15 protein-coding genes and 1 tRNA gene are annotated in these 13,055 nt (G+C 38.5%); 10 read left to right on the top strand and 6 right to left on the bottom strand.

The features are described 5' to 3' along the window. Positions 1-852: a hypothetical protein gene (locus tag E2I05_RS14495; protein WP_121851631.1), complete on the bottom strand. Its 852-nt coding sequence runs from the start codon at positions 850-852 to the stop codon at positions 1-3. Positions 853-1,032: 180 nt separating this feature from the next. Between E2I05_RS14495 and E2I05_RS14490 the strand changes: the two genes are divergently transcribed. Beyond that, positions 1,033-1,674: a LexA family protein gene (locus E2I05_RS14490; RefSeq protein WP_121851632.1), complete on the top strand. Its 642-nt coding sequence runs from the start codon at positions 1,033-1,035 to the stop codon at positions 1,672-1,674. A 124-nt stretch (positions 1,675-1,798) separates the two neighbouring features. On the opposite strand, the gene E2I05_RS14485 is transcribed toward E2I05_RS14490, so the two are convergent. Together E2I05_RS14485 and E2I05_RS14480 are read right to left on the bottom strand one after the other, a co-directional pair. Next, positions 1,799-1,874, bottom strand: a tRNA-Arg gene (locus E2I05_RS14485). Positions 1,875-1,946: 72 nt separating this feature from the next. Beyond that, positions 1,947-3,113 carry a flagellar assembly protein T N-terminal domain-containing protein gene (locus tag E2I05_RS14480; RefSeq protein ID WP_133309712.1) on the bottom strand — a complete coding sequence of 389 codons (1,167 nt, stop codon included), beginning with the start codon at positions 3,111-3,113 and terminating at the stop codon, positions 1,947-1,949. Positions 3,114-3,345: 232 nt separating this feature from the next. On the opposite strand from E2I05_RS14480, the gene E2I05_RS14475 reads away from it, so the two are divergent. Together E2I05_RS14475 and E2I05_RS14470 are read left to right on the top strand one after the other, a co-directional pair. After that, a complete protein-coding gene (locus tag E2I05_RS14475) occupies positions 3,346-3,978 on the top strand; it encodes a FlgO family outer membrane protein (RefSeq protein WP_121851634.1) in 633 nt (210 codons plus the stop codon). After that, complete coding sequence (locus E2I05_RS14470) at positions 3,975-4,424, top strand: LPP20 family lipoprotein (RefSeq protein WP_121851635.1); 450 nt, start codon at positions 3,975-3,977, stop codon at positions 4,422-4,424. Before E2I05_RS14475 ends, E2I05_RS14470 begins: the two co-directional genes overlap by 4 nt. Before the next feature lie 590 nt (positions 4,425-5,014). Here the strand turns inward: E2I05_RS14470 and E2I05_RS14465 are convergent. The 3 genes from E2I05_RS14465 to flgA all read right to left on the bottom strand — a co-directional run bounded on the left by E2I05_RS14465 (position 5,015) and on the right by flgA (position 6,573). After that, a complete protein-coding gene (locus tag E2I05_RS14465) occupies positions 5,015-5,440 on the bottom strand; it encodes a flagella synthesis protein FlgN (RefSeq protein ID WP_121851636.1) in 426 nt (141 codons plus the stop codon). Between the two features lie 7 nt (positions 5,441-5,447). Continuing rightward, a complete protein-coding gene (gene flgM, locus E2I05_RS14460; protein WP_121851637.1) occupies positions 5,448-5,801 on the bottom strand; it encodes a flagellar biosynthesis anti-sigma factor FlgM in 354 nt (117 codons plus the stop codon). A gap of 73 nt (positions 5,802-5,874) precedes the next feature. After that, the gene (gene flgA, locus E2I05_RS14455) at positions 5,875-6,573 is read right to left on the bottom strand and encodes a flagellar basal body P-ring formation chaperone FlgA (protein WP_121851638.1); all 699 of its coding nucleotides are present in this window, start codon (positions 6,571-6,573) and stop codon (positions 5,875-5,877) included. Between the two features lie 222 nt (positions 6,574-6,795). On the opposite strand from flgA, the gene E2I05_RS14450 reads away from it, so the two are divergent. The 7 genes from E2I05_RS14450 to E2I05_RS14420 all read left to right on the top strand — a co-directional run bounded on the left by E2I05_RS14450 (position 6,796) and on the right by E2I05_RS14420 (position 13,024). Further along, on the top strand, positions 6,796-7,716 hold the full coding sequence (locus E2I05_RS14450; RefSeq protein WP_121851639.1) for a chemotaxis protein CheV: 921 nt from the start codon (positions 6,796-6,798) through the stop codon (positions 7,714-7,716). A gap of 150 nt (positions 7,717-7,866) precedes the next feature. Beyond that, a complete protein-coding gene (locus tag E2I05_RS14445) occupies positions 7,867-8,700 on the top strand; it encodes a CheR family methyltransferase (RefSeq protein WP_121851640.1) in 834 nt (277 codons plus the stop codon). Between the two features lie 134 nt (positions 8,701-8,834). Further along, positions 8,835-9,233, top strand: a complete 399-nt coding sequence (flgB, locus tag E2I05_RS14440; RefSeq protein WP_121851641.1) for a flagellar basal body rod protein FlgB — start codon at positions 8,835-8,837, stop codon at positions 9,231-9,233. 2 nt (positions 9,234-9,235) lie between these two features. Beyond that, entirely contained in the window at positions 9,236-9,664 is a 429-nt protein-coding gene (flgC, locus tag E2I05_RS14435; RefSeq protein WP_121851642.1) for a flagellar basal body rod protein FlgC, read from the top strand. Positions 9,665-9,674: 10 nt separating this feature from the next. Then, positions 9,675-10,370 carry a flagellar hook assembly protein FlgD gene (flgD, locus tag E2I05_RS14430; RefSeq protein WP_121851643.1) on the top strand — a complete coding sequence of 232 codons (696 nt, stop codon included), beginning with the start codon at positions 9,675-9,677 and terminating at the stop codon, positions 10,368-10,370. Between the two features lie 133 nt (positions 10,371-10,503). Next, positions 10,504-11,865, top strand: coding sequence for a flagellar hook protein FlgE (gene flgE / locus E2I05_RS14425; RefSeq protein ID WP_121851644.1), 1,362 nt, complete (start codon positions 10,504-10,506; stop codon positions 11,863-11,865). Between the two features lie 415 nt (positions 11,866-12,280). Next, the gene (locus tag E2I05_RS14420; RefSeq protein ID WP_121851645.1) at positions 12,281-13,024 is read left to right on the top strand and encodes an RING finger protein; all 744 of its coding nucleotides are present in this window, start codon (positions 12,281-12,283) and stop codon (positions 13,022-13,024) included. The last annotated feature ends 31 nt before the right edge of the window (positions 13,025-13,055 follow it).

Raw genomic sequence — 13,055 nt, 5'->3', positions numbered from 1 at the left:
TTATTTTCTCTTGGTTGGTAAGCCAGTCCATTGCTGAACAATCGCTTGGTTATTGCTTTCTAGACTAATTTGAGTGTTATTTTTAGAAAGGTGATTAGTTGGGTTAATACTTGGATCATCGGCTCGTATAAATTCATCTAACCATTGTTCATCGGCAAGCCAGTTATGCGGCAGTGGAGTCTTAGTTTTATCTTGGTATTGTTTTCGGTGCCGCTTTTGATCTTCCCAGCAATGGATAATGTGCATAGCTCTGTCACTGTCTTTGTCTAAGCCAAGCTTATTCCAAATGTCATGGGCTTTGTTTTTCTTTTCTTTACGAAGTTGCCGCTGCCAGAAATCTTCGAAGTAGTTTTCTTTATTTGTGTATTGGTTGGTTATTTTGCTTTGTTGAAGCGCAGTAAAAGGTTGCATAGGTGAATCGGTAATATTTTGGTTGTAATAGGCAACAAATGAGGACGGTAGTTTTGACTGAAAGGCTTTTAAATTCTTCAGCAATCTTATCTTGCCGCAAAACTCATCTGGAATATCAAGTAGTAATCGGTAAGCGGCAATGCCCTGATTTTGGTTCTGAATTGGGTTGTAATTAAGATAATTGTTGATCAGCAGCCAATTGGTAACGGTACATCGAGTAATAAAATCACGTTTAACTTGTTGCTCGAAAAGCGATAATATCTTTTGCTCATCCCAACCAAGATCTGCAATAACATAACCTATTGGTAAATGACTACAGCCGATCAAGTTGGTGTGTGATGAAGTCAGTAAGTAAGTTCCAAGTAGCTTATCTGCATCAGATGTGTGTAAAATGTCATTATTTCGCCAATATCGAGAGAATACTTTTCCATAGTCTCGCATAATGCACCTCTTTAATTGGCCGAAAACATCATTTTATAAGCGATTTGTGGCTTAATTTTGGTGAATAAAGGTATATTTAAACTAATACACATTAATGTGTAATTAGGTTTTCTACTCTTATTATTGTTTCAAGGCAAGTGTATCCTTGTTCAATATCGTACTTATTTATATGATTTTGCTATGAACAAACTTTCAGAACGCTTGGAATATGTACTTAAAACTTCGGGCATCACGCAAACGGAGCTTGCGCAACGGCTTGGTGTAAAGCAACAGGCAATAAGTCGGGTCTGCAGAGGGCAAACTAAAAACTCGACCTTTCTTTTGCCTATGTGTGATGAACTTGGAGTTGATTCCAATTGGTTGTCTACAGGAGTTGGGGAGCCTTTTGTTCAAAGGAAAGAGTTAAAAGACCAAATAAGACGAATTCCTGAAGTCAGTTGGAAGCAGGCTATTTGTTGGGATGAGTTTTATTTAACTTTTGATTCAAGTGAGTTGGGTGAATACTGGCGAGTTACCGCAGATTTAACCGATGAGAAAGGTTTTGTGCTTCGTGTTCATGGTGATGGAATGGAAGGCTCTGGAAGTCGAAATATTCCTGAAGGGGCAATCATTATTGTTCAGCCCCAAGTTGAAAGCTTATTTAAGTCTGGTGATCTAGTCATTGCCGTTTTACCCGGTGCAGAACAAGCTATTTTTAAGCAGCTCATCATTGAAGGTCAGAACCGATATTTGAAATCTTTTAATCCTCAATACCCAATAATCACACTCGATGACAAATGTAAGTTAGTGGGATTAGTGAAGCAGTCGGTAGTTGAATATTGATAAGCAAAGGCGACGAAAAAAACGAAAATAAGGGTAAAAAGGCCTGTTTCAACTTGGCACATACTTGGCACAAAATTTAACTAAAAAATTAACCTGTTGAAAAATAAGCTATAAAAGGTGTTTTTGGTCTCCCCACAGGGACTCGAACCCCGATCGGCCGCTTAGGAGGCGGCAGTTCTATCCAGTTGAACTATAGGGAGGATGGAAACAAGCAAAATTATACTTGTTTTGTTTGCTATTGAAAGCCTTAAGTAAATATTGGTTTTGTTTGATTAAATCTTAAGCACTATATCGTCAATTTGTATGTTTTCAAGGATTTTAGGGTTACTCCAACGAACCACAGCGGTAGATTCAGTTAACTGTGTGACATGAACAGAAGCTTTACTTTTTATTGCAATGATCCTACTGACATTCAATCTATCGGGGAGATCATTCTTCAGCACTATTTTTAGCGTATCTCCTACTACCATTCCATGCTTTCGTCCGAGGTTGATGATCATTTGGTAGTTGTCGATAGAGATTATTTGTCCCATTAATGGACGTTCTTTAAGCGCTTCATCCATCTCATGGCTTGCCTTTTCTAGAGTGTGTTCTATTTCTTCTCCGTATTCTGAATTCCAAAACTCATCTGAAAAAGGTGAGATAATTTCATGAGGTTTAAAATCCCAATCTGCAGAGGTTGAATACACTCGATTCCAAATGTTTTCACCACTAATGCCATGATAGAGTGAAAAACGAATTCGGAATTGTCTGGACTGAGATACTTTCCAAAAACCGAGTGGACCAGTTTTAGCGGTTTCAGGGGCAATATTTAGAACAGTAGGTGTAAGTATGTATTGACTATCGGTTTTTAAACTAATCCATTTAGGAAGCTCATTTGTATTGTTAAAGGTGTTTTGTTGATGATCCAATCGTTCCGTTGCATGAACATTGGCGAGTGTAAGCTGAGAATGTTTTGTCAATGAACGACCTATTTGCTCCGAAATTGCTTCTTCGAAACCATATAGTTGTCCATATCTTAATTGCGTTCTGTCCTTAACAGTGGCTTGAGGGATAAATACTATAGACTTTCCAGAACTAAGTTGATCAGTATTTTTGTTATGAACGTCTGTGTCAATTCTAATTTCAACGTGGATAATATTATTTCTAATTTGTTCACTGACGAATTCGAACTTCTGTGAATTAGGGGGATTCTCTAACGTGATGTTATCAGAGAGTAATTTGCCATTTTGAAATTCTTGAGTGCTGTTTATTTGAATACCATGATAAAAGCTTGCAGATTTTAATGCATTGTTAATCGCTTCATTTCGAGCAGAGTTCACTTCGTTATTCATTATAAGCGCTTCACCACTGACGGTTAGCCATTCGGCTTGAGTGTCGTAGGAGAACACTGCAAAACTCATGCAAATGATAAACAAGTTATTGGTTATTGAACGCATAGAATTACGGCCTTTAATGCTCACGTCATGTGATTGACAAAATGTAAATGATATAATTTTAAGCAAAGTTTATTCCAATAATTTAATTTTGACCTAATTAAAGTAGTAAAGACTTTAAGTTGTAGGTCGATAAAACAATATTGAGTTGGGAAGTCGGAATTGGATTACCAGCATAAAATTAAGTTCAACGAGTTTTGGCATTAAAGTCCAAAATTGTGGGATGGAGTATCATATGAGAAGGCTAGCTTTACTTTTGTTGATTGGTGCCATGTGTGGTTGTGCTGCAAATAAAGGTCGTGACTATCAGTTTGTTGAGTCTATGCAAAATTCAAAACATAAACCTGTTGTTGTAATCCATAAATTAACTCAAGAAATTGCAACGAATCTCATTGAGCAAAGTGATTTGTTTGCGATTGATACTCCAGTCGTTATCGCAACGCCAGTTTTATCAAACGATTTTACTTCTACAACCTCACTGTCGAGTCAATTGCAGCAGGGCTTGATTGCTGGTTTTAAAATGCATGGTTATCAAGTCATTGATGTAAATGTAGCTGAAGCCCTTAGAGTCACTTCAACTGGCGACTTTATTTTATCTCGCGATTGGAAGCTGCTACCTCAAGATCAAAATGTTGAACATATTGTCGTTTCAAGTATTGATATGGATACTCGCGGAATTATCATTAATAGCCGAATCGTTAATCTTACCGATAATCATGTGTTATCAGCGGTACAGAGTCGTACACCTGCCAAAATGCTGGCAGAGTATTTAGCACTATCTGAAAAAGTAGTAGTGAGAGATGGTAATATTTATCGTTACCCGCAAAGAGGCCATGAGAATGTTCAACAAGTAGGAGTAAAGCAATGAAACTTTTGATTCCATTTCTTTTAATCATCGCTTCTGTAGGGTGTGCTCAGCGCGATAGATACGTGCAGTGGGAAAATGAACAGCCTAAATCATTTCCAACACTTACCGCTATTGGGTATGCCCCTTTAGATGAACAACCTGCAAAGTCTCATTCAAAAAAAGTGTTAATGGCCATTCAAGCTTCAAAAGTTGCGGCCTATCGTGAATTAGCCGAACAGGTTTACGGTCAAAAGATCACTGCTGAATCGAGTGTTAACGATTGGATGTTGAAAAATGATAAGGTAAAGGCTTCGGTTTCAGGCGTAATACGTGGCGCGAAAGTCATCAAAACTTATCTTTCTGGTGATTTTTATGTGACAGAACTTGAGCTTGATTATCAACAAGTCTGGCAGTTGTATGAGCAGCAGAATCCCAGCCGAAAGGTCAAAAGAGTAACCTACTTTTAACCTAAACAAATCGGTTGAACGCACAATTTAACTTTAATTCATTGAAGTTAAATACAAAATTAAACAACCCTGATTCACTGGTCAGGTGAGTGCTGAACATACATATACTTGCCAAAATCACCGCTAGCTGCGTTATAAGTTTTGCAAGTAGAAACGAAGTAAGGAACTGTCCCAAAATAACTTCCCTGTTTTGCTGTCGTTTATTTTTGAGCTTATACAAGGCGAAGAAAGTGTGGTGTAGTTACTCTACATAAGCTTTCGACAACACAGTAGAAGCCAAAAATAAACACAGCCCAAAGGGTTACGCTTAAAATTGCCACTCTCTGCGTTACTCATTTTTCATTTAGAATAACTAAACTTCATTCTTCGCGCCTTGATACTGGCAATTTTAAGCAGTAACAAATCGGGAAGTTATTTAGGGACAGTTCCTAACGACAGTTTTGTATATCGGTAACCACTACTTGCTGCTATTCATGCCTTGCTATCTGAACACTCCCAACCGATTTATCTAAAGTTTAAATACTATTAGTTGAAAGCATACAAAAATGCGAAAGTTTATTTTTTGCGTTTTTCATAACCAATTGATTTGTTTATGCTTCTAGCTTGTTTCCTAAGGTTGAAATCGTAGAAGTCTTGCCTTTGTCATCATAGGTTAATGAGAAGGTATTTCGACTGGCTTGAAGGGCTTGGGACAAACGGTTTAAGCTGGCAATGCTATGTTCGATAAGGCTGGCATTCTGTTCATTTAAATCTTGGCACTCTTTTAACATTGCTTTTGCTAGAATGGCTTTATCCGAATATTCTTTTGAGCTAGTAAAAAACTCAACGTGCTCTGGGGAAGCAAGTTGAGAATCATTTTGTTGAAGCTTGATCAAACAATCTGACTTTTCTTTAGCGAGATTTAAGAGCTTTTCGGCGTTTTGAGATGTTAACGCTTCATTTTCATCACTAATGACACTTTTTAAATGGCTTAATAAACTGAGCTGGTGCTCAAGTATTTTAGCAACTTCAACCATATTTATATTACTTCACTGTAGCGTTTTGTTGATCGTTATACAGATCATTGAGCTCTGTTTCAAAACTTGCGATGTTTTCTGCGAGCTTTTGCGGGTCAACTTTATATTTGCCTTCAGAAATAGCTTGTTTAATCTCTGAGACTTTCTTTTGATCGATATCGCTCATTAGTGTCAGCTTTGTTTGCATTTTTTGTAGCTGTTGAGCCTGAGCCGTAATAACGACTGAATCGCCTTTTGGTGATTTGGCTGCTTCACTGCTTTGAGAAGAACTCGTCTCAGTTTTAGGCGTTTGGTTTGCCGTTTGTTGAGCCTTCATCCTTGAGTTAATGTTGCTATTAAACTTGCTTGTTTCGATATCCATAGTGTGCCCCAGCATCAAAAGATCATTTTTCTATATAGTGTATCGGCAATAAAAATTATAGCTTTAGTTTATTTTACATCCTGACTTCAACTTCGCCAATCCCTATCACACGTGCTTCTATGATTTTGTTTGAATTTAAGTTTTTAACTCGTATTAAATCTTGTAAATTTCCGTCTTTGAGAGCTTCACCGCTGGTTTTTATATGTAAGTTTTTTGACTTGGCGTAAATGGCAACGTCGTCGCCTTTACATACGTAACAAATATTTTGCTTTAAAATGGCCGCGCCTTTCATAGAACGACGCTTTGTACGAGTTCCCATTACGCTTTCAAGAGATTGAAATTGCCCACCTCGAAGACTGGTTTCATTGACAAACTCCAAAGTCGTATTCGATGTTTCAATTCGTTCGCCAGCCATAATGGTTTTGCTTGCCACGACGACTTGATAACTGATAGTGACATTTACCGACAAATAAATTGTCCATAGAAAATCTTGATCGGCTCTTTCACAGCTGAGTTTAACGGTATTGTGTCGTTTAATTTTTTCTGCTGTTATCTGTGAAGTTATAGGAGCACTACATTTAGGGGAAATGAATCGTTTATCAAAACGTTGAATATGTAAATCGACCTTTGCATTAGGAAGTGTGCTCATTTTTTCTTTTACAGCTTGCTCGGCAATCTGTGCAATTTCTTTAGCGTTGGGTATGAAATATGTGCTCATCGCCGATGATGAAAATGTAAAAATGATGAGCAGAAATATAATTTTTAGTTTCATTAACTTGGATCTCTGTCGTTCTATAAAAACAAGCCTATACTTTAATTCGTGTATAATATTCGGTTAACAAATCAGTCAGAAATCTCTTAAGGATACTGACGTTATTAGTCGAAGATGTTGGCCAGCGCTTTAATATCCAAAGGTTATGCCTAAGAATGTTAATAAATGGTATTATAATGTGAAATTACACTTTATGTTTCTGTTAAAAAAGTAGGTTGGATTATGTCGAGCATTCTTGAATCCGTTAATAAGCGTACCCAGCTTGTAGGGCAAAATCGCTTAGAGTTGTTACTTTTTCGTTTTGATGGAAAACAAAGATTTGGTATCAATGTTTTCAAAGTAAAAGAAGTCTTACAATGCCCTCCATTGACGACTTTACCTAAATTAAATCCTTTTGTTCGTGGTGTTGCACATATCCGAGGTACGACAATATCAGTGATAGACTTGAGTGCAGCAACCGGTGGTCAGCCAATTCAAGATATTTCATCCAGTTTTATTATTATATCTGAATACAATCGAAGTGTTCAGGGCTTTTTAGTTCAATCAGTTGAACGCATTATTAATATGAACTGGGAATCTATTTTACCTCCTCCAGTAGGTGCAGGGCGTAACTCTTATTTAACCGCAGTTGCAGAAGTTGAAGATGAGTTGATAGAAATTTTAGATGTTGAAAAAATCCTTGATGAAATTTCACCTGTTAAAACGTCTCTCAGTAAAGAAGCCTCAGATGCTTTAACACTTGACCGCGATAAACAGTATAATGTTCTTGTAATCGACGATTCGTCTGTTGCCCGAAAACAAATAGTAAGATCTTTGAGTGATCTTAACTTGAATATCGATACCGCTAAAGACGGTAAAGAAGCGCTACAGATTTTAAAAGAAGCGGCTGAAAATACAGATGATTTGTCTTATGAGATCCCGCTTATTATTTCAGATATTGAGATGCCAGAAATGGATGGATATACATTAACGGCTGAAATTCGTGATGATCCTAAGTTAAAAAATATTAAAGTGGTATTACATACATCTTTAAGTGGTGTATTCAATCAGGCTATGGTTGAAAAGGTTGGGGCGAATGATTTTATTGCGAAATTTAGTCCAGATGAATTAGCAACAGCTGTAAATAAACAATTGAGCTTATAAACATCTCGCATAGGCGCAAATGTTAGACTAGAGTTAATGCTCTTGTTGAACAAATGTAAGTATTAAGGTATAACGCCAGCGCTTCAGTTTTTGTAATGGATTACCCCAACCAAGAGCTGATGCTTGTTTTAATATAAGTAGGATGAAACGGTGCCGAATCGAACGCTAGCAGAAGAAGAATATCAAAAGTTTAAAAACTTCCTTGAACAACAAAGTGGTATTGTTCTCGGTGATAATAAACAGTATTTAGTTCGTAGTCGACTTGCACCTTTGATGGGAAAGTTCAATTTGCCTTCCATCTCACATGTCGTCCAGCGTTCTATGGAGCCTGTTGAGCGCCAATTGCGTATAGAAGCGGTTGATGCGATGACGACCAATGAAACTTTATGGTTTAGAGATCGATACCCGTTTGAGTTACTAAGTAAAAAAATTCTCCCAAAGCTTTGTGAACAGAATAAACCAATTAAAATATGGTCGGCAGCTTGTTCGTCAGGGCAAGAACCGTATTCGATTGCGATGAGTATCTTAGAGCATCGACAACACAACCCAGTGAATCTTAACAAAAATATTTCAATTCTTGCTACCGATTTATCGAAAACGATGTTAGAGCGTTGCCAAGAAGCTGAGTACGACAGCTTAGCATTAGCTCGAGGATTGTCCGAAGAACGTAAGCGTCAGTTTTTTGATCCTCTTCCGTCAGGAAATATGAAGGTTAAACAAAATGTACGCTCTCTGGTGAGTTTTCGGTCTCATAATTTGCTTGATAGTTACAATTTGTTAGGAAAGTTTGACATTATTTTTTGTCGCAATGTGTTGATCTATTTCTCTCCTGAGGCAAAAGCAAAAATACTACGGCAATATGCTGCCGCACTTAACCCTAAAGGTATTCTCTTTTTAGGTGCTTCAGAGTCAATTACTGGACTCAGTGATGAATTTGACATGATACGTTGTAACCCTGGGATCTATTACCAGAAAAAGAGCTAACAGCCTGTTTTATTAAATAGTTAGCTTTTTTATTCCTCTCTCTTATTGGTGCGTTTTTCCTTTATTAATAACGAAACACCGTTTTGGCATAACAATTGCTTTTCTTTGAATAAGTTTAAAGGAAGGGCGGTTTTATGGCGATTAGTTTTGATAAAGCGTTGGGTGTGCATCAACATACTTTGGGTATTCGAGCCCAACGTGCTGAAGTGTTGGCAAGTAATATAGCAAATGCAGACACTCCTCAATTTAAAGCTAAAGATGTAGATTTTGCTAAGGCAATGCAACAAGCCACTTCTCGTCAGCGGGGAGTTAGCTTAGGTGGAACACATCAAAATCATTTCGCTATTCAATCATCTCTTCAAGCTGAATCTGGGTATCGCATACCAAATCAACCAGATACTGGTGATGGCAACACGGTAGATATGCAACAGGAACAAGCTGCTTTCATGGAAAACACTCTTGAGTACCAAATGTCTCTTGGTTTTTTAGAAAGTAAATTTAATGGATTAAAAAAAGCAATTAGAGGCGAGTAATCATGAGCTTATTTAATATTTTTGATGTTGCAGGTTCAGGCATGTCAGCGCAATCAGTTCGTCTTAATACGACGGCCAGTAACGTTGCCAATGCTGATGCTGTATCGAGCAGTATCAATGAAACCTATCGAGCTCGCCACCCTGTTTTTGCTGCTGAAATGGCGAATGCCACAGCAGCTCAATCTTTAGGTCAGCAATCCTCTATGAAAGTGGCTGTCAAAGGCATTGTTGAAAGTGATGCACCCTTGATAAAGGAGTACTCACCGGATCATCCAATGTCAGACGCTGACGGTTTTATTTACAAACCAAACGTTAATGTAATGGAAGAGATGGCCGACATGATTTCGGCATCACGCACCTATCAAATGAATACGCAAGTTGCTGATGCCGCAAAAAGTATGCTTCAGCAGACATTAAGAATGGGCAAATAAGGGGTGACATATGGATACAGTTAATTCTACTGGAAATCCGTTTTTAGATGGCATTCGTTTGCCTGAAGAGTCAAATATTCCTGCGCCAAATAATAATCAGCAGTTGACTCAAGAAGACTTTTTCTCCTTGTTAACACAGCAGTTGTCTTACCAAGACCCGTTTAAGCCTGTTGATAATGACCAAATGATTTCGCAAATGTCCTCATTTTCCACTGTTGATGGTATTTCTAAGTTGAATGAAGAAATTCAAAATCTTAATGGTTTGACTAGCTCAAGCCAAGCTTTGCAAGCATCGAGTCTTGTTGGTCGTAAAGTGTTGATCCCAACCAATGTTGGTCATGTAACACCTGCAGAGCCTGAACTGAAAGGTGTCGTCAGTACGCCCCGTCCAATTGATGAAATTACTGTTCGTGTTGAAGATGAGAATGGTCAGTTGGTTCAAACATTCAAAGTAGATGGCCGTGCTGGCGGTAATGTCGAAGTGGCATGGGATGGATTAGATAAAAACGGAAATCCTGTAGCCGAAGGCAATTATTCAATTAAAGCCAGTGGGCTTGTGGGCAGTGAATCACAAGATTTAGCCGTTTCAACTTATGCCCACGTTACGAGTGTTTCATTAGGTAATGCGAGTACTGGCGCTATTTTGAATTTGAAAGGCGGCAGTGGAATTAAATTAACAGATGTACTTGCTGTTTCAGAGAGCTAGTACAAGTAAATCAGGCTTAAGTGGCGGTTTCAGGCTCAGAGAATAGCCACTTAAAAATAAAGCCTTATTAATTGGAAAAATAATATTGGCGGGGATCTCGCCAGTTAAATTTGATGCAGGAACAGGGGGACTTATGTCGTTCAACATCGCTTTAAGTGGCATTGAAGCCGCACAAAAGGATTTAAACACAACCGCTAATAATATCGCTAACGCGAATACTATTGGTTTTAAAGAATCTCGTGCAGAATTCGCTGATGTTTATGCTAACTCTATTTTTTCAAATGGAAAAACGGCTGTCGGTGGTGGTGTGACAACTTCTCAAGTAGCGCAACAATTTCATCAAGGAAGTTTGCAAATTACTAAAAATGCGCTTGATATGGCGATCAGCGGAGGCGGTTACTTTGTCACTTCAAGTGATCAAAACTCTCAAGATTTAACGTATACCCGAGCTGGTGCATTTAAAGTTGATTCTGAAAACTTTATGGTTGATTCAGCGGGCAATTACTTACGTACATTTCCAGTAGATAAAGATGGTAATTCGACGTCAGTGAGCTTAACAACCACCCAACCTGTTAAAATTCCTGATACCGCTGGTAGCCCTGTAAAAACGGATAATATTGGCATTCAAATGAATCTTAATGCCGGTGAAAGCACTAAAGATCCTGCATTATTTAATCCGGACGATAGCGATACTTTTAATAACTCAACTTCGGTGACTTTTTACGACTCACTCGGTGAGCCACATGTCATGACGACGTACTATGTTAAACCAAATAATGGTTCATATACTGGCGAGAGCAACTGGGTAGCATATTATGCGGTTGATGGAGAACAAGTTGATGTAACAGGCCCTGTAGCAACCTATGGCAGAGACACTACCGGAGATGGAGCGGCAGATGCTACAGGAAATGCAGTTACTGCTGGTGGTTGGCAAGGCGCTGTTGTTAAATTTAACGATACAGGTACTTATACAGGAAGTAGCCCAACGGCAATAACCACCGAACCGCTCGGTGTAGGTGGTGCTGGTGTATTAGGCCCCGGTGCAGATGGAACACAAGCTTTAACAGTTGCCTTTAATAACCCGACTCAATATGCAGCACCATTTGAAGTAACAGAGCTTACGCAAGATGGCACAACAGTAGGCCGTTTAACGAATGTTGAAGTTGGCGCTGATGGTTTGATCAATGCGAGTTATAGTAACGGTTCAACGGTTCCATTAGCTCGCGTAGCACTGGCTCGTTTTCCTAATGACCAAGGACTGACACAGGTGGGTAATACGTCATGGCGTGCAAGCCTAGATTCTGGGCAAGCACTAGCTGGTGAAGCAAATAGCGGCACATTAGGTAGCATTCGGTCATCAGCCTTAGAGCAATCGAACGTAGACTTGACTACTGAATTGGTGGATTTGATTTCAGCACAGCGTAATTTCCAAGCTAATTCACGAACGCTAGAAGTGAATAATACCTTGCAGCAAACAATTCTTCAGATTAACTAATTATATTTATTGTTTTATTTTAAACCTAGAAACATCAGTTGACTGCGTTCTCAAGCGTAGAGAAAATGGTTGATAGTAAGGCGTAGCTTGCAGCAAGTAGTTATTCTACTTGCAAAAGTTACAACGCAGATAGCAGTCATTTTAGCAAGCTTGTGAACGTAGAGCGCTTTACTCATTTGGTGAAAGCTATGATGATAAAATCATCTTATTGCTCAAACAATTACTCGTATACTCAGCGTTCAACTTATGTTTTTAGGTTAAAGGCACGGTAATTAAGCCGTGCCTTTTTTTGGAATAGCTGAACATAAACTGAACCTAGAACAACCTCTGCTCACGAAAACTAAGAGTTCCTTGCAAAGTAAAGCTGTCTAATTAATCATCAGAACATGTATGGAGCTGAAGAAGGTCCATTTTTATGTCACTTTTAAAATTAACTTTTTCACCTGATAAAATTGGTCAAGAAGTTGTAGAAAGTTTCAAAGCCTACGGTGTCGAAGGAGCGTCACGATCTTTATGCATAAATGGAGTTGGTTTTGATCTTGTTCAAAAAAGTTCGGAGGTAGATGGAAATAGAGTCGTTAGGCTATATTTCAGAGCTGAATTCACTAAAGATACATGTGATTATCAAGGCTTTCCATGGGAGAAAAATCCTTTAATTAAATATGTGACTAAGAAACAATTATCATCAGCATTAGCAATGCCTAGAATAGCTGCTCATATTGAAAGTGCTGCCAGAGCATGGAATGAAGCAAACTTTCATACTGCTGCTGTCGGTAGAGTCTTACAACGTAGTGCAATAAATAGTGCAGCAACGCCCATAGTGTCAGACGAAGATGAGCCGTTCGTTGAGAGAACTTCGACTGATAAAAATGAAGATACAGTGATTAATAATGGTGTGTTAATGGCAGCTGAAAAGGTGAGTAATCATCAAAATGATTCTAGTGTGGTCATTGGCGTCTGTCCAATATCATTTGAGAAAGTTACATTCCAAGATGCAATTGTGTTACGCGGTGATAAAGACGTACCACAGTTATTTTCAAAGGCCACGATCGAGCGAGTAATGAAGGAAACAGGGCGCAATCCTTTGACACAAAAACCAATAGAGGAAAGTGATGTTCTCACTTTAAACGAATACTTTGCTTTTTTGAGTAGACCCTAAATCCGTTCTCTTTGATAACCATATTTCCTCG

The sequence above is a fragment of the Parashewanella spongiae genome, from assembly GCF_004358345.1.
Taxonomy (GTDB): Bacteria; Pseudomonadota; Gammaproteobacteria; order Enterobacterales; family Shewanellaceae; genus Parashewanella; species Parashewanella spongiae.
This window is presented reverse-complemented; position numbering and strand designations above follow the sequence as displayed.